Below are 19,241 nucleotides of genomic sequence, written 5' to 3'. Positions count from 1 at the left end.
TAAACAAATGGAATTTACACAAATAGCAGGTTTAGTGTATTTTGCTCAAACAGCAAATTTAAGAGCCTTTTGGAAGAATATTAAAGGCATTGGAGAGCCTAAAGAATTGATTTACCAAATAAGGGATTACAAAGTTTTTCCTGTTCTGTTAGAAATAAACGACAATTACATTAACCACCCTAAACGAAAAAACGAATTAGGGGAGGTTTACGACCGTTATCTTGAAGAAATGGATAAAGCAGTAATGAGGTATCCGGAAAAAGAACAGGAGGTCTTTGGTTGGAAAATTAAGGCAATTAAAAAGCAATTAGAATTGCCAATTTATTTACTTCCCGGACTGAATAGAGAGAATGTAAAAAAAGATATTTCTTCAAATCAAAATCAATTAAAAGGAGAAATTGAAAATGAAGAGAACCACCCGAAACATGACCCCAATTTATGGACAATTGGAGCTTATGAGCTATTTAAATACCTTTTTGATGAGTATTATTTACCGAAGCAAACAGACAAGAGGTTAATGGATATTTTCTTTTATTTAAAGGATAAAGAGTATAAAAACAGGGATACCCTTTGTTTAGTACACGCTACAAAAGACGAATATTTTAGTTTTTTAAATGAGCATTACAAGCTATTTCCGACCAATAAGGATAGAAGTAATAACTATGAAAAACATAAAATTATGTTGGAGGAACACGAGGAAAAATATTCAAATCACTTGAAAAAGTAGAAAAACACAAGAAAAACACTTCGCACACATTTTTTACCTCTTGCCTTACAGTTAACTTCTTGACCTCATTTGCAGTGTAACATTTAAACACTGTAATAATGAGTACAATTCAATTTCTTCAAACTTCGCCTGAACAGTTAGCGGAACTAATTACAGAGGGCGTAAAAACGCAATTAGAAGCGTTTAAAAAGGATCTTCACAACAAAGAGGCGCAAGATGACCTGCTAACACGGGAACAAGCCGCAAACCTGCTGCAAATTCACGAAACAACCCTTTGGCATTGGACTAATAAAGGGCGCGTTACTGCCTATTCAATAGCAGGTAAAAGGTACTACAAGCGAAGCGAAATTTTAGGAAGTTTAACCGAACTAAAAAAATAAGGCTATGGAGTTAACAGCAAGAACCCACAGCCTTAATAATACGTTCGGAAAACGTGTTAAAGATAGGCAAAATAAAACACAATTAGAACTTGTTTACGAGGCTTTTAAAGCCAAACCTATGACTATGTTAGAAGCAGACAGAGAAACAGGCGTAATGCGCTCAAATATCTGTTATTTCATTGACAGGTTAAAGGCAGAAAACAAAATTGCAGTAAGAAAAATTAGACGCTGTTCAATTACTGGTTATCCTAAAGTACAGGAACTAACGGCAAACCCGGATTTGTTTCCACAGTCGAACCAATTAAAACTTTTTTAGACTATGGAGGCAAGAAAATTAAACCCCGTTTTTTCTGATCTTGAACCCGAAAGCCTTATTAACCACGTTGAAAATTTAAAGAGGGTTACAGCCGTTGAAAAGGAAATAAAGAAAAACCCTTTCCCGGTTGAGGTTTTCCCTAAAGCAGTACAGGAAATTATAACAGCAACAAACCGAAGTTTAAATTATCCTACTGACTTTATTGGCGCGTCAATGCTTTACGCTGTTTCTGTTGCAGTCGGTAACACTCACAAAATACATAATGGAGTATTTGAGCAAACAGCCGTTTTATACCTTTCAATTGTTGGAAGAGCAGGAACAAATAAAAGCCACCCTTTAACCTTTGCTTTAAAGCCTATTGAAGAGCGCGACAAACAGCGTTTTAAAGGTTACCAGGAACTAAAACAGGAATACGATCTTGTTAGCAGTCTAAATAAAAAGGAAAGGGAGGCGCAAGGTTATGACGAACCAGTACAGCCTATTTGGGAACAACACCTAATAACAGACTTTACACCTGAAGCACTTACAGACGTTCATAAATTCAATAAAAGAGGTATTGGAGTTTATGCAGATGAACTTGCGAGCTGGTTTAAGAACTTCAACCGATACAACAAAGGGAGCGAAGAGCAATTTTGGTTAAGCGTATGGAGCGGAAAACCTTTAAGGATTAACAGGAAAACAAGCGAGCCTATTTACATACCTGAACCCTTTATTTCTGTTGCAGGAACAATACAACCGGGCGTATTAAACGAACTGGCAAAAGACAGAACCGAAAACGGGTTTCTTGACAGGATTTTATTTGTTATTCCTGACGATCTTAAAAAGGAGTATTGGAGCGAAAACCAGTTAGATGAAGTAATAATTCAAAATTGGAACGCTGTTATAAATAACCTGTTGGATTTAGACCTTGAACAAGATGAGAACCTGAACCCTAAACCCACCGTTCTAAAGTTTACACCTGAAGCCAAACAATTATTATTTGAATGGCAAAAGACAGTAACAGACTTGAGCAACAAAGCAGATAATGAAGCCTTGAGCGGAATTTATGCAAAGTTTGAACAATACGCTTTGCGACTGGCTTTAAACCTTGAATTATTGCGTTACGCTTGTGGAGAAAGCAACAAACAAGCGGTTACCGTTGAAGCCGTAAAGGGAGCGTTAAAACTTGTTGAGTACTTTAAAAATTCAGCCCTAAAAGTACACACGATCTTAACCAATACAAGCCCCGTTGATAAGTTGCCGGGCGACAAAAAGAACCTTTACAACGCCTTACCTGAAGAGTTTACCACAAGCGAAGGGTTAGAGTTAGCAAATGATTTCGGAATAGCAGAAAGGACGTATAAACGCCTTTTAGCAAACCGGGAATTATTCAATAACCACAAAAGAGGGGAATACGAAAAAAGGTTTTAACCTCTATTGGCACAAGGCACTAACGGCACTAACGGCACAAACTAACGTTTATTAATGCCACAAATGCCGCTTGTGCCAAATGCCACAGGTAATTTCTAAAAAAATGGAACAGCACCGATACACTTTAGAGAAAGGGAGTAAAAAAGACTTTTGCCCGGAATGTAGTAAAAAACGTTTTGTTCATTATGTCGATACCGAAACAGGGGAATATTTGCCGAACCAGTACGGACGTTGCGACCGTGAAAGTAAATGCGGTTACCACCTGAACCCGTATAAAAACGGCTATTCTCAAATGATAAAAGAACAGGAACAGGGAACGTTTAACGGGAACTGGAAACCCGACCAATACGCGCGCGTAGTGACTATCAAAAAACCTTTAAGGTCTAAACCTGCCTTTATTCCTGTTGAGGTACTTAAACAGACGTTAGAGCCTGACAGGTACGAACAGAACGTTTTTATTCAGAACCTATTTAATAACGTTCCTTATTCTTTTGAGGTTTCAGATGTTACTAGAGCCGTTGAACTTTACAAGATAGGCACTATTAAAGCAGGTTACAGAAAAGGCGCGGTTACCTTTCCTTTTATTGATCTTAAAGGCAATATTAGAGCAGTACAGGTAAAACAATTCAATAAAAGCAACCACACCACAGGAACGGACTTTTTACACTCTATTATTGATAAGCACCACAGTAAAAGAAATGAACCTTTGCCGAACTGGTTACAAGCGTATAATAAGAATGAATTAAAAGTTTCCTGCCTATTTGGGGAACATTTGTTAAGTAAGTACCCGTTAAACCCTATTGCGTTAGTAGAAGCCCCTAAAACGGCTTTTTACGGTACGTTGTATTTTGGATTTCCTGAACAACCTGAAGACCTTATTTGGTTAGCGGTTTACAACAAGAGCAGTTTCAAATTTGATAAACTAAAGGTATTAAAAGGCAGAACAGTTTTAACCTTTCCTGACTTATCAAAAGACGGGCAAACCTTTAAAGAATGGAAGCAGAAAGCCACAGGAATAGAAAGCAGGTTACCGGGAACGCGTTTTATTTTTTCTGATCTACTGGAACAGTTAGCACCTGAAGCAGATAAAAAAGAGGGGAACGATATTGCAGACTATTTAATTAAGCAGGACTGGCAGAACTTTAGAAAAAGGAAACCTAAACAAAAACCACCCGAACCAGTACCCGAAATTAAAGAATCTGTTACCGAAGTTAGACAAATTAGACAGCCTAAAAAGGAAACAGAAGATTTTGAATTTTCGGAAACCATAAAAAAAGAGCCTGAAGACTGGCAAACCGATATTTCAGAATTGGAAAGGTATTTTGAAAAGATGAGGTTACCACCCGAACCAGTACGGCTTAATCAATGCACGGTAATAACTAACGTTTCTCAATTCCTTAAAAGCCACCTTCAAACAATTAAAAGCCACAACGGGAACAATAGGTTTATACCTTACCTGAACCGATTACAACAATTAAGAACCACGTTAAACTAACACAAACTAACATTATGAGTTTTACAAGTGAAACAGCAAAAGAAGCCGGGAAAAGATCAACAAGAGCCGGGAAAAAGAACAGAACAACCGAAGAAACAAGGGAGCGTTTTAAAGACTTGTTAGAAGCTAATTTTGATAAGATACAAGAAGACCTGGAACAGTTAGCACCTGAACAACGTATTAAAGCCCTTTTAGATTTGGCAAAGTTTGTATTACCCACTTTAAGATCAACGGAACTAAAAGCTGAAGAAAAAGATTTTCAACCTATTGTTATCAATTTAGGTAACGGCATTAATCCTGAAGCAGATGAATAGAAAATTCAAAATTTCCACAGGCGAAGAGTTAATACAGTTTATGGAAACCGAAAAGCTGAACAGCAAAGAAATTTGCCACATATTAAAAGAAGCCTTTATTCTCTTTGCAGATGAAACAAAACCACCTGAAATATTAATTCAGGAATTTAAGGAGTACTGGGAACAATTCAAGAACACTAAGGAAAGGGGAATATTTTTAGGTTTAGATTTAGACGTAAAAAAGCCGCCTGAACAGGATTAAAATAAACTTCATTGGTATCTGTTCGCGCGTTAGAACTTAGTAAAACTTAACTTTAGAACCTGTCAAAACTTGACTATTAAACTTGTTTACAACCTGTATGTAAAGAAAATCTAACGAACTGAACGACTTAAAAGAACCTTAAGGATACATTAAGATTTTTCCGAAGTCATTACGCACGCGCGAAATATTCGAGTATCTGTTACACGTTAGAACCTATTGTTTCTCGAACGCAAAAAAGGGTTAGGTTAATCTGTTTGGACGAGAGTTAGGGAGTTGGTAAGGACGAGTTTTCCGAAACCATAAAAAAGGGCGAACCTCAACGGAACGCCCTTTTTCTGTTCAAATTATTAGCACGGCTAAATGCTAATTTCAACAAAGATAAATTAAATTTTCCTTACCTGATCTGAAGTTAATTTTCAGTTACCGTACAGAAACCGTACAAATTAGAAAACAAAAAAGCCGCAAACCCTTATTAATAAAGGAATTACGGCTTTTAATAGTGGAGTCGGAGGGGTTCGAACCCTCGTCCAAACAAGCAATTCAGAAGCTTTCTACACGTTTAGTTTTCGCTTATTTTTCGATGTACAGCCGGCCGAAAACCACCAACTGCACACTTATCCTCAATTAAGTTTCAAAACTGCATCAAGGTCCTGCAGTCTCTATATTTACTTTGTCGGTGCCTCTGGTGTGAGTGCCGTAAATCAAGGCCCTCACGAGACATCTTGGCTCCCTACCTTGTAGGGACTAGAGTAATCCTACTATGATTCAGATTATGCTGCCAAGGCGTAGTTATTCTCGCCGTTTAAAAAGTGTGAAAAATGAGATTTACGAGCTATTTCCCAGCGCTCGACGTGCTTACAACTCAATTAGACTCGCTGTCAAAACCAAGTCGACCCCATTATGTAAAGAACTTCTGCAGTAATATTGCATATTTCATGCCAAACCTATTAGTCGTAGGTTGAGCATAAGAGTAACAAAAATAGACATTTTAGATTACAAATAACATGATTCGCTCTTGTTTCTGTTTCCTTTCAAATCTTTCGGGGGTTTATTGTCAAAATAAGTGGAAGAGGAATGTGGAGATACAAGACTATTTATTGTTTTTGCCTATTAGTAATGCCAGATGTTTCTTATATAGTTTACTCTTATGGCCTGTTAAATGATTCATTCCTGCCTCTTGCAGCGCAGCTTTCTATTATCTTTTTCCCACTCCTAATAATTCCTATCTTTGAGAAAATCCAAACATTTTAAAAAGCTATTTCAGTATGATAAAATTTGCCCTTATAAAAGAGCGAAAAACTCCCCCAGATCGTCGTGTGGTATTTTCTCCTGAAGAACTCAGGGAAGCTGTGAAGCAATTTCCTGATATCCAGTTCAAGATAGAAAGTTCAGACATCAGGATCTTTACAGATGAGGAGTACAGGCAGGCAGGTTTTGAAGTAACTGAAGATATTTCTGACTGTGATATCATGCTGGGGGTTAAAGAGGTGCCACTACCTTATTTAATCCCCGATAAAAAATACTTTTTCTTCTCTCACACCATTAAAAAGCAGCCCTACAACCGGGATTTATTGCGGGAAATTCTTAAAAAGAATATAGAACTTTATGACCATGAAGTTATTATAAATGAAACTGGCGGCCGGCTCATTGGCTTCGGAAGATATGCAGGGATTGTAGGAGCTTACAATGGATTTAGAGGCATAGGTCTCAAAAATGGCATTTTTGAACTCCCTAAAGCTGAAAGTCTGCCAAACCTCAAAATTATTCAGGATGAACTTGACAAAATTTCTATCCCGCCCCTTAAAATTGTGCTTACAGGCAGTGGGAAAGTGGGGGAGGGAGCTAAGGAGATCCTCGAACATTTAAAAATACCAAAGGTGGGTGTAGAGGAATTCCTCAATTCCGAATATACCCATCCCGTTTACTGCCAGGTTGACGTGCTGGACTATAACAGGCGTAAAGATGGAGCCCAGGGCAGTAACAGGGAATTTTACAACCACCCAGAACTTTATGAAAGTAATTTCAAAAAGTTTGCTAATGCGGCAGATTTTCTAATAGCCGGGCACTTCTACGGGGAAGGTGCCCCGATCTTTTTTACTGCTGAAGATGCAAAATCCCCAGATTTCAGAATTAAATATATTGCGGACATCTCCTGTGATATTGACGGTCCCATTCCCAGCACTATTCGTCCTTCTACCATCGTCGAACCATTTTACGGTTATAATAAACAGGAAGAAAAAGAGGTTGATTTTAAGGATGAAGATGCGATCCTGGTGATGGCTGTAGATAATTTGCCGTGTGAATTGCCACGGGATGCCAGTGAAGGTTTTGGGCAAATGTTCCTGGAAAATGTACTCCCCGCTTTTTTTAACGGTGATAAAGACGGAATTTTACAACGGGCGCAAATGACCAAAAATGGCAGTTTGACTCCACGGTTTAGTTACCTCAAAGATTACGTAAAAAGAGAAGAATCAGAAATATGAAAAAATACACCATGAGCTTAATGATCTTGCTATTTACGGCAATTCCCGTAGAAGCACAGCTACAGGTGATGAGCTATAATATTAAGTATACCAATGAGAATGATGGAGAGAACAGCTGGTCAAACCGAAAAGATGATCTGGCGGCCCAACTCAGGTTTTATGAGCCGCATATCTTTGGAGTCCAGGAAGCGTTGCAGGGGCAGCTCGAATTTTTAAAAAAGGAGCTCGATAACCAATACAAATTCTTCGGAAAGGGACGTGACGATGGGGCTCAAAAAGGGGAATTTAGTGCCATATTCTTTAAAACTGATGATCTTGAACTTCTGAAAGAGGGAACCTTCTGGCTTTCTTCAACGCCCGAAACTCCCGGAAAAGGTTGGGATGCCGCATATCCAAGGGTGTGTACCTATGGGAAGTTCAGACTGAAGAATTCAGGAAAAGAATTCTGGGTTTTTAATACACATTTTGATCACGTAGGGAAAGAGGCAAGACGGCAGAGCGTTCGCTTAATCCATAACAAGATTTCAGAATTAAATAAAGAGAAGTTGCCGGTAGTATTAATGGGAGACCTCAATTTGGAACCTGACACCGAAGAAGTAAATTACCTGGCTTCTCATTATAAAGATTCTAAAAAAGTCGCAGATCACACTTTTGGACCCGAAGGTACTTTTAATGCGTATAAATTCCATGAACCCGTCACCACGCGAATAGATTATATTTTTACCGACGGTGAAGTGCAGGTGAAGAAATATGCCGTATTGAGTGATTCAAAGGATTTACGTTATTTTTCAGATCACCTTCCGGTAATGGTAGAATTGAAATTAAAATAAATATCCGGTATAAATAAAAAGAGGCTGTCTGAAAAGGCAGTCTTTTTTTGTATAAAAAGGTGGAGCTGCTTATTTTTAAAGTATGAGCAGAAAAGTAGTTTTTAAGACTTATCATCAGAACCAACTAAGTCTTATTCCCCCAAGCTATGATGATCTGGTTCCGAAAAATCACCCTGTCCGGATTGTCAATACCATTGTAGATCATTTAGATATTAGCGCTCTTGCGAAGAGCTATAAAGGAGGAGGCACCTCCAGCTATCATCCACGGATGCTTCTAAAGGTGGTGATCTATTCTTACCTGAGAAACATTTATTCCTCAAGAAAAATTGAACAGGCACTACAGGAGAATGTTCATTTTATGTGGCTTAGCGGACAAAGCAAGCCAGATCATAACACCATCAATGATTTCAGAGGCAAAAGATTAAAGGGTAAGTTTAAAAACATCTTCAATCAGGTAGTTGTATTACTGGCTGAACAGGGAGTGCTATCTCTCAAAGAACTCTACGTAGATGGCACCAAAATAGAGGCCAATGCCAATCGCCATACCTTTGTATGGGGCAAATCCATCAAGACCAGTAAAGAGCGAATTAAGAAACAGCTCAAGGAACTCTGGGCCTATGTTGAGAAGGTTTATGCGGAAGAACAGATGCTTCCTAACCAGCCCGACTTTGAAGAGATCGATCCTGAAAAAGTAGCACAGACCATTGATACTATCAATCAGGCTTTGCAGGATAAAGAGGTAGATAAAAAGGTCAGACAAAAGCTAAACTATGCCAAAAAAAACTGGCCGAAAAACCTGGAGAAGTACACTGAACAGGAAGCTATCCTGGGGAAGAGAAACAGCTACAGTAAAACAGATCCCGATGCCACCTTTATGCGCATGAAGGATGATTATATGCAAAACGGACAGTTAAAGCCGGGATATAATTTACAAGCCTCTACCAACAACCAGTTTATCACCAACTACACCCTTGCTCAAACTACTGCTGATACTACTACTTTAAAAGAGCACCTTAAAGATCATATCGAATCCTACGGTCAAACTCCTGAAACACTTACCGCTGATGCGGGCTATGGTAGCGAAGAAAACTATACAGACTTAGAAGACAAGAACATTACTGCTTTTGTAAAATACAATTACTTCCATAAAGAGCAGCGGGATAAAAAGTACAGGGAAAACCCGTTTCATCCCGACAACTTCTTTTACAATCCAGAAACAGATACTTATTACTGTCCCATGGGGCAGGCGATGAGAAAAACTCATACCTACGAAGGGAAAACCAAAAATGGTTTTATTCAGCAAATCCCCCGCTACCAGGCCCAGAACTGTCAGGGATGTCCTTTGCGGGGTAGCTGTTATAAAGCCAAGGGAAACAGGATCATTGAACGCAACCACAACCTGATCCGCCTGAAAGAGAAAGCAAAAAAACTACTGCTTAGCGACGAAGGAATAGCTCATCGTAAGCGCAGGTGTTGGGATGTAGAGGCCGTCTTCGGAAATATTAAACAAAATATGGGCTTCAAACGGTTTATGCTCCGGGGTATGGAGAAAGTAACCACCGAAATAGGGTTAATAGCGATGGCACACAATTTAAAGAAGTTCAATATAGTCTAGAGGGGGCTATATAACCAACTTTTTCAATGCTCACTACAACGTGAAAAAGGAAAAACCCTCCTTGAAAATCTTATCATGAAAAAAGGCCACCTAAAAATTACTTTTTAGACGACCTCTTTTGTTTGTGTGATGTTCATTTCTGAAATAGCTTCAGAAGAAGCTTCAAAAATGACATTTTTGACAACTATTTTCCTATTAAGTCGGATTAATAGGATCGTTTGGTCCTGCACCTGCCGGCCCGTTTTTATCAGGATTTCGGGGAGGATTGGGTTTTGAAGGATTAGATCCCGAATTGTCACCTGGTTTGTCACCTGAAGTATCCCTGGAAGTTTTCGGGGTACTGGCATTTCCGGCGCCGGTACCTTCTGGCGGAAATTTCCTTTCGGTGTTTCGCACATCAGGGTTGTCCCGGTTTGTGTCCCGGGCATCGGCTGCTTCGCTTCTAAACTTCTGAATAATATCTCTAAAATGCTCCCCGGCTGCCTCCCGGCCACCAAGACCGTAACTTAAAGCTACTGCAACGGCTATGGCACCAAGTATCAATCCGAAGGCAAGTTCTACAATTTCATTGGCAATCCCCATGGTTCGTAAGGCGATGGCAATGAAAAGAGCGAGTGATGACCAGCGAATAACGCCTGCAATAAAGTGATTCTTGCTTGAGCGCGTCATCGTGTTATATATAAGGAGAGAAATATAATTTCCTATAGCAAGAATGACAAGACCAAAGAGGATTTGACCCGTGATCTCCAAAATTTGATGAAGTATTTCAGTAAGTCTCGAAAGTCCTAAGATCTCTACAGCGGTAATAATTCCGAAGAAAACCAGGAAGAAATAAATGAGGTTTGCCACGAGTTTTGAAAGCGATTGTCCTGCTCCTATCATGTTATGGATCTGGATCTTTTCAGCCGTGCGGTCCAGCCCCATGCTTCTGAAGAGATCTTCCAGGAAATTGGCGAGATATCTACCACCCCAAACAAATACCAGTAGAATGAGGGCAGCGATCACTATTTCTCCTATAAGTTCTGTAAAGCCATAAAGGATGTCATTGGCGGGTTCGGAAATGGCATCCAGGCGCAGGGTGTTGAAAGCCTGAATGAGAAATGGAATAAAGATGATTATAAATACCAGTTTGCGAAGTATGTTCACAAGTTGGTCTGTGTCTTTAAACCCGGTTTTATCTATCATCCTGTCTAGCAATCCGCCGCCAATGTGAACAAGATTGGCAACAAATTTTGCCAGCACATAACCAATAAATCCAATTAAAAGGGCTCCAATTAAATTGGGAATAAAGAGCAGGAACTCGTTGAGCATATTTTCAAGGGGTGCAAGCACCTCACTTATTCCTAAAACCTCTAAAGCGATTAGGAGAACAATGATCATGATTAAATAATAGAAGATATTCCCAACAAAAACATTGGTGTCATCTATATTATCCCCACCAAAAATTTTTTCATCCCAGGAGGTTTTGCGAAGCAATTTCACCACCATAACTTTAATGCCTTTAGCAATAAGCCAGCCAATGAGAAGTACCAGCAGCGCCCCCAGGAGGTTGGGCAGGAAATAGGCAATGCGGTCTCCTATGTTTTCTAATTGTGTGTCCATAATTTATTGTTTTTTTAAGATAGTTAGTATTTGAAGGTAGATTAAAAAGAGCTTATGCCACAGTTACTTAACAAGAGTTTAAAAAAAATTTTACGGTTGTTGTTAATATTTTTTTACCTAAAATATGAAGAGATAGTAGAGACGAAATTAGGAGTGGTAAGGGCTGAAAGGAAATGCCAGATTTCAGAAAAAATCTCAAATTTTTTTTCAACAGTCTTTAGTTAATAAGAAAGCTGCAGGCCCTCTTTTAAAACTGCTGAATTAAAATAACTTTACTCCTCTTTCAAGTTAAAACAAAAACAAACGGCCATGGTTGAAGAATTATTTAGTACCCAGACTTATACCTATGATGAGGTACTGCAAGCATGTTTAAAATATTTTAAAAATGATGAGCTTGCAGCCACTACCTGGATAAATAAGTATGCAGTAAAAGACAAAAAAGGAAAATTTTTTGAGTTGACTCCCGATGATATGCACAGACGTATGGCGAGGGAATTTGCCCGGATGGAGGCAAAATATGCCGATCGTGTAGCGGGAAAAGAGAACCTTTCTGAATACGGAAAGACAAGAGAATTCTTAAGTGAAGAACGTATTTTCCAGCTTTTCAAGGATTTTAAATACAGCATTCCGCAGGGTAGTGTCATGGCGGCCCTTGGGAATGACCAAATGATAGCTTCTTTGTCTAATTGTGTGGTGGTACCACCTGTTTACGATTCTTACGGCGGAATTTTACATACAGACCAGCAGTTGGTGCAATTGTTTAAAAGGCGTTGCGGGGTAGGTGTTGATCTTTCTGGTTTACGCCCCAATAATGCACAGGTCTCAAATGCAGCCGGAACCACTACCGGAGCAGTTTCTTTTATGGAGCGGTTTTCTAACACCACCAGGGAAGTAGCTCAAAATGGCCGACGCGGAGCTTTGATGCTAACTATTGATGTAGCGCACCCCGATGTTGAAGATTTTATCACCATAAAGCAGGACCTTAAAAAAGTAACCGGAGCCAATATTTCTCTAAGGCTTTCAGATGAATTTATGCAGGCGGTAACCGATGATGCCGATTTTACCCTGCGCTGGCCAATTGACAGTCCGAACCCTAAATACACTAAAAAGGTTAGGGCTAAAGAGCTTTGGGATACCATCATAAGATGTGCGCACAATACTGCCGAACCAGGATTGATCTTTTGGGATAAGCAACATACCTATTCAACATCTTCCTTCTATCCCGGGTTTAAAAACAGTTCTACAAATCCATGTTCAGAGATTGCCATGCAGGGAGGGGATTCCTGTAGATTGATCGCCGTTAACCTATATAATTTTGTAGATAATCCTTTTACTGAAAATGCTTCTTTTAACCATGAGAAGTTCTATAAAGTGATCTATGAAACCCAGCGTTTGATGGATGATCTTGTAGATCTTGAATTGGAAGCGGTAGAAAAGATTCTTGCTAAAATTGATAAGGACGAAGAGCCAGATTTTATTAAGAAAAATGAAATAGATACCTGGAAGTTACTTGCTGAAAATGGCAAAAACGGAAGACGTACCGGTTTAGGATTTACTGCCCTTGCCGATGCAGTTGCTGCCCTTGGAGTGAAATTTGATACCGATGAAGCTCTTGAAGTAGTTGACAAAATTATGCAGACAAAGCTGAAAGGAGAATTTGACAGTAGTATCGATATGGCGATCACAAGAGAACCATTCAAGGTTTTTGATCCTGCTATTGAAGAGAAGTCAGATTTCGTGCAGATGATGAAGAGAGAATTCCCGGGGCAATATAACCGCATGATGCAGCACGGAAGAAGAAACATTTCTATTAGTACCGTAGCTCCTACAGGAAGTCTTAGTATGCTCGCTCAAACTTCTTCAGGAATTGAGCCAGTTTTCATGTTGTCTTACAAGAGAAGAAGAAAAGTCAATGCTTCAGAAAAGAACGCGAAAGTGGCCTTTGTTGATGATACCGGAGATGCTTTTGAAGAATTTACCGTATATCACCCAAAAGTAAAGACCTGGATGGATGCTTCAGGCAAAGAAGCTATTGAAGAAAGTCCTTATGCAGGTGCCACTGCTTCAGAAATTAACTGGCAAAAACGTGTAGAAATGCAGGCTTTGGTGCAAAAATATACCACGCATTCTATAAGCTCTACAATCAACCTTGCCAGTGATGTGACTACAGATAAGGTAAGTGATATCTATATTGAATCCTGGAGACAGGGGCTAAAGGGAATTACAGTTTATCGCGATGGTTCCCGAAGCGGTATCCTTGTTTCTTCAGATGATAAAAAGGATAAAAAAGCCGATGCAGTTCAAAATGTATTTGCTGAAACCTATGCCCCAAAACGACCTAAAAAACTTGAATCAAGGATCATTCGTTTCAATAACGAAAGTGAAAAATGGCTTGCCGTTGTCGGGATTCTGAATGATCGTCCTTACGAGATCTTCACCGGAAAAATGGAAGATGTTTTCAATCTGCCAAATTGGGTAGAAAAAGGATATGTGATCAAAAACAGGGATGAAGATGGAAACTCAAGGTACGATTTTCAGTTCTGTGATAAGCATGGCTATAAAGTGACCATTGAAGGATTGTCAAGATCTTTTAATGAAGAATACTGGAACTATGCAAAATTGATTTCCGGAGTACTTCGTCACGGAATGCCAATCCCATATGTAGTTGACCTTATTAACAACCTTAACCTGCTTGACGAAAGCATCAATACCTGGAAAGCAGGAGTTGTACGTGCCCTTAAGCAGTTTGTCCCCGATGGTACACCTGCCGCCGACAAAGAATGTGGCGAGTGTGGAGATCCTGACGGAATCATTTTTTCTGAAGGTTGCCTGGTTTGCAAGAGCTGTGGCTACTCTAAATGCGGGTAAGAATTAAATTTTGTCCCCCGGTAAATAGGAAAACCCCGCTTCTGAAAAGGAGCGGGGTTTTTGTTTTTAACCCCGGCCAACCCTTTCAGGTTCTGAACCTTAGTAAGGGTTATATTAATTCCCTTTACATCCTTAGATCTCCCTACCTTGATAAAAAAATATTAACTTTTACGTATAATTCATACTTATAGAATATATTTACTATAAATTTTTTTGACATGGGAACTTTCACCTCCTCGCTGCCTCAGGACCTTCTGGATAGACTAAATTCCGAAGCGAAAAAACGCGGAGTGGCAAAAAATAGCCTCATTGAAAAGGCATTGCGAATATATTTGGACCAATTGAACCGGGCGGAGTATGCACGCTCTTATTCTAAAGCAGGCAAAGACGAAGAAATAATGGCTATTGCTGAGGAAGGGATGGTGACTTATCTTAAGGACCTTGAAGATCATTTAACAGAATGAGACAGGGGGAAATTTGGGAGCTATATCTTGATCCGGTTACTGGAAGCGAACAAGGTGGAAGAAGACCTTGCGTAATAATAAGTGGAAATCTTCTTAACCAATATCTTCAGGTGGTAATTGTATGTCCTTTGACTTCAAAAATTAAAAATTACAAAGGGAACTTAATAATTACACCAGATTTAGAGAATGGTTTAGAAAAAGTATCAGAAGTCATGACATTTCATGTAAGATCGGTTTCCAAAAACCGGCTGGATAAAAGAATTGGAAAGATAAGTTCTGAACAGGTAGATTTTATTAAAACAACCTTAGACGATATATTAAGGTATTAAAAACCGTAACAGCACGGATTACCATTCTGCGTTGAAAAAAAGACCTCACAGGTTTTTAAAACCTGTGAGGTCTTTAATTATATGGTCTATAATTAATATGAGATGGCGCGGATTTGCAATCCGTGCCGATGTGTAATTCTAAGATGGCGCGGATTTGCAATCCGCGACGAGATTAATCTTAAAAAGAATTTATGGTCTTTCTAATCGCTGTCAGGTTGCTTAACAATCTCTCTAAATACTGAATGTCCAGCATATTGGCCCCGTCACTTTTTGCATTGGCAGGATCAAAATGAGTTTCGATAAAAATTCCGTCGGCACCGGTTGCAATTCCCGCACGGGCAATGGTTTCGATCATGTCGGGCCTTCCGCCTGTTACGCCGCTGCTCTGGTTGGGCTGTTGAAGGGAATGCGTTACATCAAGAACGGTAGGCGCAAACTGGCGCATGGTAGGTATTCCCCGGAAGTCAACGATCATGTCCTGGTAGCCAAACATGGTCCCTCTGTCGGTTACCATCACCTGCTCGTTATTGCAGTCCTGAACTTTGGTAACTGCATGTTTCATGCTTTCCGGACTCATAAACTGGCCTTTCTTCAGGTTCACTACTTTTCCTGTTTCAGCAGCTGCAATTACCAGGTCAGTTTGACGGACCAAAAATGCAGGAATCTGCAGTACATCCACATATTCTGCAGCTAAAGTAGCATCTTCGGGTTCATGAATATCTGTAACCGTAGGAACACCAAAGGTTTCAGAAACTTTCCGAAGAATTTTCAGGGCTTTTTCATCCCCAATTCCGGTAAAGCTGTCAATACGGCTGCGGTTTGCTTTTTTAAAGGAGCCTTTAAAAATATAAGGAATTTGCAGTTTGTCGGTAATGCCCACAATGGTTTCGGCTATGCGCAAAGCCATATCTTCACCTTCAATGGCACAAGGACCGGCAAGCAGGAAAAAATTTCCGGAGTCGGTATGTTTTATCTGAGGTATCTTATCAAGTTGCATAGAAAAAATTTTACTGCAAAGATACCTTTTTTAGAACGTTATGTGGAAATGCCTTTTTTAAGACCCTTTTTTGCTTCCGTCTATTTCTGCGGAAGGATCTTCGCTCTCTTCTTCCTCGAACGGCGGCTGAATTTCATAACCCAAAGCTCTTATTATTTTATTGTTGTCATAATAAAAATGAGCTGCATTTACCTTATTTCCCTCAAATTTGAGAGCTACATGGTATGGAAAGCTTATAGTTTCTCCATTGGGGTAGCTAAGGGTGTTGGTACCCCAATGCAGTACCCAATTTCCCTTCCCGGCACCTTCGGCTATAGACACTCCCAGCCACACACCATCTTCGGATAATACAGGAGTGGCAGATTCCCGCCCTTTTTTCCAGTACTTTATGGTCTGGTCAATCGTTAAGCTGTCATAACTGCCAAGGTTGTGAAAAATGGCATTTTCAGTAGCGTCTTTTCTAAGGGTTTCCCAGTTTCCGGTTTCATAGGCTTTTACTATTTCTTTCGCTGTTTTCACCAATTGATCCTGCATGGGAAAATCAAGACTTGGCTGGCCATCTACCTGCGTCATACCGGGCTGCACATTGGCAACTGCTAAGAGCAGGCTAAGGCATAACAGCAGTATTTTCTTCTTCATTCTTCCTTTCGTTCTCATGGCTTTTGTTTTAGGTTATACCTTTTAATTAATATGCTGAATACTAATTACTTAAATTTACTGAATTATACGCTCAAAAGGAATTTCATATTCTTAAAATATGAGAAAGCTCAGTTTTAGGGCATGTCTGGGGCAAATCCTCAACCTCTTCTACACGCTTAAGATGTATAAAATCTATAATAAGTTACATAACTTTTTAGTAAACAGTTGTTTATGGTTTTTATAAATAAAAATTTAATTCAAAGCCCAGCTGTTTTAAATGGAAAAAATAAACGTACCTTTGCAGCCTTTAAAAATCAGGCGTTTATATGACAGCTATCAAGAATATCGCGATCATCGCACACGTTGACCACGGAAAAACCACCCTGGTGGACAAAATAATGTACCACTGCAGGCTTTTCAGGGAAAACGAAAATACCGGAGACCTTATCCTGGACAACAATGACCTTGAAAGGGAACGGGGCATCACTATTACTTCCAAAAACGTATCTGTAGTTTACAAGGATACCAAGATCAACATTATTGATACTCCTGGTCACGCCGACTTTGGAGGAGAGGTAGAAAGGGTGTTGAACATGGCCGATGGCGTGCTACTTTTAGTAGATGCTTTTGAAGGGCCTATGCCGCAAACCCGTTTCGTACTTCAAAAAGCTATTGACCTTGGATTGAAGCCATGTGTGGTGATCAATAAAGTTGATAAAGAAAACTGTACACCCGAAGAAGTTCATGAAAAGGTTTTTGACCTTATGTTTGAACTTGGGGCCGAAGAATGGCAGCTTGATTTTCCTTCAGTATATGGTTCAGCCAAGAATAACTGGATGAGCGACGACTGGAGAAACCAAACCGAAAATATTGAACCGCTTCTTGACATGGTGATCGAACATATTCCTTCTCCAAAAGTTGAGGAAGGTTCTCCACAAATGTTGATCACTTCTCTTGACTTTTCTTCCTTTACCGGAAGGATCGCCATTGGTCGCCTTCAACGTGGGACTTTAAAAGAAGGTATGCCTGTTGCCCTTGTAAAAAGGGACGGCACTATCAAAAAGACAAGAATTAAAGAATTACACACTTTTGAAGGTCTTGGCCGTAGAAAGATAGAAGAAGTACACGCCGGGGATATTTGTGCTATTGTGGGGCTTGAAGGATTTGAGATTGGAGATACTGTAGCCGATTTTGAAAATCCTGAAGGTCTTAAAACCATCGCCATTGATGAGCCAACAATGAGCATGCTCTTCACCATCAACGATTCTCCTTTCTTCGGAAAAGACGGAAAGTTTGTTACTTCAAGACACATAAAGGAGCGCCTGATGAAGGAGCTTGAAAAGAACCTTGCCCTTAGGGTGCAGGAGACTGATAGTGCCGATAAATTCATGGTCTTTGGCCGTGGGGTTCTTCACTTATCAGTGCTTATTGAAACCATGCGTCGTGAAGGTTATGAACTTCAAATTGGTCAGCCACAGGTGATCATCAAAGAAATTGATGGTGTGAAGTGTGAGCCAATTGAAGAATTGACTATAGATCTTCCTGAAGATGTTTCAGGAAAAGCAGTAGAGATGGTGACCATGAGAAAAGGGGAGATGTTGAGCATGGAAGGAAAAGGAGATAGGATGACCATCCAGTTCCAGATTCCATCCCGTGGAATCATTGGCCTTAGAAATCAGCTGTTGACTGCAACTGCCGGAGAAGCTATTATGGCACACCGCTACAAGGAATATCAGCCGCTTAAAGGTGGTATTCCTGAACGCCAGAATGGTTCTTTGGTTTCTATGGAAAAAGGTAAAGCAATTCCTTACTCTATCGATAAACTTCAGGATCGTGGAAAATTCTTTGTTGATCCGGGAGAGGATATTTATGAAGGGCAGGTAATTGGAGAGAACTCACGCCAGGATGATATGGTAGTGAACATTACCAAAACCAAAAAACTTTCGAACGTACGTTCATCGGGAGCCGATGACAAAGCGAAGATCGTTCCTGCAATAAAATTCTCTTTAGAAGAGGCTTTGGAGTATATTCAGAAAGATGAATATGTGGAAGTAACACCAAAGCACCTGCGCCTTAGAAAAATCTATCTTACAGAGAATGACCGTAAAAGAAATAAGACTATTTAAGATTAAATAATTTTATATCTTAAGGCCTGTCAAAAATCGCATTTTTGACAGGCTTTATTTTTTTATAGAAGTCCTCAATCTAAGCATCATTCAGGAATGGAAATTTTAGGAATATCGTATATAGAATGGATTGGATACCTGGCATCATTCTTTTTGCTGTTGTCTTTTCTTATGAGAAACCTCACCACGCTTAGGTACATCAACAGCCTTGGATGTTTGTTCTTCGTTGCTTACGGAATTTTACTCGATTCCTGGCCGCTCATCATCACTAATGGTGCTATTGTACTAATCAATATCTATTATCTTTTTATTAAACCGAAGGAAAGTTAGAAGAACGAAGGTAGACTTACGAAGTACGATTTTAGAAGTTCAGGTAGACTTACGAAATTAGACTTACGAAGGACT

At 39.6% G+C, this 19,241-nt stretch carries 18 protein-coding genes and 1 other RNA gene; 15 read left to right on the top strand and 4 right to left on the bottom strand.

Annotation, left to right across the window (positions count from 1 at the left end; all coding sequences use genetic code 11):
* Nucleotides 1-7 precede the first annotated feature (7 nt).
* From VS868_RS03255 to VS868_RS03225, 7 genes are all read left to right on the top strand, one after another.
* Nucleotides 8-727, top strand: coding sequence for a hypothetical protein (locus VS868_RS03255; RefSeq protein WP_345599169.1), 720 nt, complete (start codon nt 8-10; stop codon nt 725-727).
* Nucleotides 728-825: 98 nt separating this feature from the next.
* The gene (locus VS868_RS03250) at nt 826-1,107 is read left to right on the top strand and encodes a helix-turn-helix domain-containing protein (protein ID WP_345599168.1); all 282 of its coding nucleotides are present in this window, start codon (nt 826-828) and stop codon (nt 1,105-1,107) included.
* Between the two features lie 4 nt (nt 1,108-1,111).
* Nucleotides 1,112-1,423, top strand: coding sequence for a hypothetical protein (locus tag VS868_RS03245; protein ID WP_345599167.1), 312 nt, complete (start codon nt 1,112-1,114; stop codon nt 1,421-1,423).
* Between the two features lie 3 nt (nt 1,424-1,426).
* Nucleotides 1,427-2,833: a DUF3987 domain-containing protein gene (locus tag VS868_RS03240; RefSeq protein WP_345599166.1), complete on the top strand. Its 1,407-nt coding sequence runs from the start codon at nt 1,427-1,429 to the stop codon at nt 2,831-2,833.
* Nucleotides 2,834-2,936: 103 nt separating this feature from the next.
* Nucleotides 2,937-4,328 (top strand): DUF6371 domain-containing protein, encoded by a 1,392-nt coding sequence (locus VS868_RS03235; RefSeq protein ID WP_345599165.1) that lies wholly within the window; start codon nt 2,937-2,939, stop codon nt 4,326-4,328.
* A gap of 14 nt (nt 4,329-4,342) precedes the next feature.
* Nucleotides 4,343-4,642: a hypothetical protein gene (locus VS868_RS03230; RefSeq protein WP_345599164.1), complete on the top strand. Its 300-nt coding sequence runs from the start codon at nt 4,343-4,345 to the stop codon at nt 4,640-4,642.
* Nucleotides 4,635-4,883: a hypothetical protein gene (locus VS868_RS03225; protein WP_345599163.1), complete on the top strand. Its 249-nt coding sequence runs from the start codon at nt 4,635-4,637 to the stop codon at nt 4,881-4,883. The genes VS868_RS03230 and VS868_RS03225 overlap by 8 nt, the downstream gene beginning before the upstream one ends.
* Nucleotides 4,884-5,380: 497 nt before the next feature.
* Here the strand turns inward: VS868_RS03225 and ssrA are convergent.
* Nucleotides 5,381-5,780: a transfer-messenger RNA gene (gene ssrA / locus VS868_RS03220) on the bottom strand.
* A gap of 368 nt (nt 5,781-6,148) precedes the next feature.
* Here ssrA and VS868_RS03215 point away from each other — a divergent pair.
* The 3 genes from VS868_RS03215 (at nt 6,149) to VS868_RS03205 (ending at nt 9,811) form a co-directional block, all read left to right on the top strand.
* Nucleotides 6,149-7,366 carry an NAD(P)-dependent oxidoreductase gene (locus VS868_RS03215; RefSeq protein ID WP_345599162.1) on the top strand — a complete coding sequence of 406 codons (1,218 nt, stop codon included), beginning with the start codon at nt 6,149-6,151 and terminating at the stop codon, nt 7,364-7,366.
* Nucleotides 7,363-8,196 (top strand): endonuclease/exonuclease/phosphatase family protein, encoded by an 834-nt coding sequence (locus VS868_RS03210; RefSeq protein ID WP_345599161.1) that lies wholly within the window; start codon nt 7,363-7,365, stop codon nt 8,194-8,196. Before VS868_RS03215 ends, VS868_RS03210 begins: the two co-directional genes overlap by 4 nt.
* Nucleotides 8,197-8,278: 82 nt before the next feature.
* Nucleotides 8,279-9,811, top strand: coding sequence for an IS1182 family transposase (locus tag VS868_RS03205; RefSeq protein ID WP_345596777.1), 1,533 nt, complete (start codon nt 8,279-8,281; stop codon nt 9,809-9,811).
* Nucleotides 9,812-10,006: 195 nt separating this feature from the next.
* On the opposite strand, the gene VS868_RS03200 is transcribed toward VS868_RS03205, so the two are convergent.
* A complete protein-coding gene (locus VS868_RS03200) occupies nt 10,007-11,413 on the bottom strand; it encodes a mechanosensitive ion channel (RefSeq protein WP_266069880.1) in 1,407 nt (468 codons plus the stop codon).
* 309 nt (nt 11,414-11,722) lie between these two features.
* Between VS868_RS03200 and VS868_RS03195 the strand changes: the two genes are divergently transcribed.
* The 3 genes from VS868_RS03195 (at nt 11,723) to VS868_RS03185 (ending at nt 15,074) form a co-directional block, all read left to right on the top strand.
* Complete coding sequence (locus tag VS868_RS03195) at nt 11,723-14,281, top strand: adenosylcobalamin-dependent ribonucleoside-diphosphate reductase (RefSeq protein WP_266069881.1); 2,559 nt, start codon at nt 11,723-11,725, stop codon at nt 14,279-14,281.
* A gap of 218 nt (nt 14,282-14,499) precedes the next feature.
* Nucleotides 14,500-14,745, top strand: a complete 246-nt coding sequence (locus VS868_RS03190) for a CopG family transcriptional regulator (protein WP_345599160.1) — start codon at nt 14,500-14,502, stop codon at nt 14,743-14,745.
* A complete protein-coding gene (locus VS868_RS03185) occupies nt 14,742-15,074 on the top strand; it encodes a type II toxin-antitoxin system PemK/MazF family toxin (RefSeq protein WP_345599159.1) in 333 nt (110 codons plus the stop codon). Before VS868_RS03190 ends, VS868_RS03185 begins: the two co-directional genes overlap by 4 nt.
* A gap of 178 nt (nt 15,075-15,252) precedes the next feature.
* On the opposite strand, the gene kdsA is transcribed toward VS868_RS03185, so the two are convergent.
* Both kdsA and VS868_RS03175 read right to left on the bottom strand, forming a co-directional pair.
* Nucleotides 15,253-16,071: a 3-deoxy-8-phosphooctulonate synthase gene (gene kdsA / locus VS868_RS03180; protein ID WP_345599158.1), complete on the bottom strand. Its 819-nt coding sequence runs from the start codon at nt 16,069-16,071 to the stop codon at nt 15,253-15,255.
* 57 nt (nt 16,072-16,128) lie between these two features.
* The gene (locus VS868_RS03175) at nt 16,129-16,728 is read right to left on the bottom strand and encodes a hypothetical protein (protein WP_345599157.1); all 600 of its coding nucleotides are present in this window, start codon (nt 16,726-16,728) and stop codon (nt 16,129-16,131) included.
* A gap of 308 nt (nt 16,729-17,036) precedes the next feature.
* On the opposite strand from VS868_RS03175, the gene typA reads away from it, so the two are divergent.
* Nucleotides 17,037-18,836, top strand: a complete 1,800-nt coding sequence (gene typA, locus VS868_RS03170; RefSeq protein WP_345599156.1) for a translational GTPase TypA — start codon at nt 17,037-17,039, stop codon at nt 18,834-18,836.
* Between the two features lie 96 nt (nt 18,837-18,932).
* Nucleotides 18,933-19,166, top strand: coding sequence for a uroporphyrinogen decarboxylase (locus VS868_RS03165; RefSeq protein WP_345599155.1), 234 nt, complete (start codon nt 18,933-18,935; stop codon nt 19,164-19,166).
* Nucleotides 19,167-19,241: the final 75 nt, after the last annotated feature.

It is taken from the genome of Salinimicrobium sp. 3283s, assembly GCF_039602225.1.
Classification (GTDB): Bacteria; Bacteroidota; Bacteroidia; order Flavobacteriales; family Flavobacteriaceae; genus Salinimicrobium; species Salinimicrobium profundisediminis.
This window is presented reverse-complemented; position numbering and strand designations above follow the sequence as displayed.

Bases quoted from the DNA above. Each gene is read 5' to 3' on its own strand.
- VS868_RS03255 (WP_345599169.1), top strand. From the start codon at position 8: ATGGAATTTACACAAATAGCAGGTTTAGTGTATTTTGCTCAAACAGCA.
- VS868_RS03250 (WP_345599168.1), top strand. From the start codon at position 826: ATGAGTACAATTCAATTTCTTCAAACTTCGCCTGAACAGTTAGCGGAA.
- VS868_RS03245 (WP_345599167.1), top strand. From the start codon at position 1,112: ATGGAGTTAACAGCAAGAACCCACAGCCTTAATAATACGTTCGGAAAA.
- VS868_RS03240 (WP_345599166.1), top strand. From the start codon at position 1,427: ATGGAGGCAAGAAAATTAAACCCCGTTTTTTCTGATCTTGAACCCGAA.
- VS868_RS03235 (WP_345599165.1), top strand. From the start codon at position 2,937: ATGGAACAGCACCGATACACTTTAGAGAAAGGGAGTAAAAAAGACTTT.
- VS868_RS03230 (WP_345599164.1), top strand. From the start codon at position 4,343: ATGAGTTTTACAAGTGAAACAGCAAAAGAAGCCGGGAAAAGATCAACA.
- VS868_RS03225 (WP_345599163.1), top strand. From the start codon at position 4,635: ATGAATAGAAAATTCAAAATTTCCACAGGCGAAGAGTTAATACAGTTT.
- VS868_RS03215 (WP_345599162.1), top strand. From the start codon at position 6,149: ATGATAAAATTTGCCCTTATAAAAGAGCGAAAAACTCCCCCAGATCGT.
- VS868_RS03210 (WP_345599161.1), top strand. From the start codon at position 7,363: ATGAAAAAATACACCATGAGCTTAATGATCTTGCTATTTACGGCAATT.
- VS868_RS03205 (WP_345596777.1), top strand. From the start codon at position 8,279: ATGAGCAGAAAAGTAGTTTTTAAGACTTATCATCAGAACCAACTAAGT.
- VS868_RS03200 (WP_266069880.1), bottom strand. From the start codon at position 11,413: ATGGACACACAATTAGAAAACATAGGAGACCGCATTGCCTATTTCCTG.
- VS868_RS03195 (WP_266069881.1), top strand. From the start codon at position 11,723: ATGGTTGAAGAATTATTTAGTACCCAGACTTATACCTATGATGAGGTA.
- VS868_RS03190 (WP_345599160.1), top strand. From the start codon at position 14,500: ATGGGAACTTTCACCTCCTCGCTGCCTCAGGACCTTCTGGATAGACTA.
- VS868_RS03185 (WP_345599159.1), top strand. From the start codon at position 14,742: ATGAGACAGGGGGAAATTTGGGAGCTATATCTTGATCCGGTTACTGGA.
- kdsA (WP_345599158.1), bottom strand. From the start codon at position 16,071: ATGCAACTTGATAAGATACCTCAGATAAAACATACCGACTCCGGAAAT.
- VS868_RS03175 (WP_345599157.1), bottom strand. From the start codon at position 16,728: ATGAGAACGAAAGGAAGAATGAAGAAGAAAATACTGCTGTTATGCCTT.
- typA (WP_345599156.1), top strand. From the start codon at position 17,037: ATGACAGCTATCAAGAATATCGCGATCATCGCACACGTTGACCACGGA.
- VS868_RS03165 (WP_345599155.1), top strand. From the start codon at position 18,933: ATGGAAATTTTAGGAATATCGTATATAGAATGGATTGGATACCTGGCA.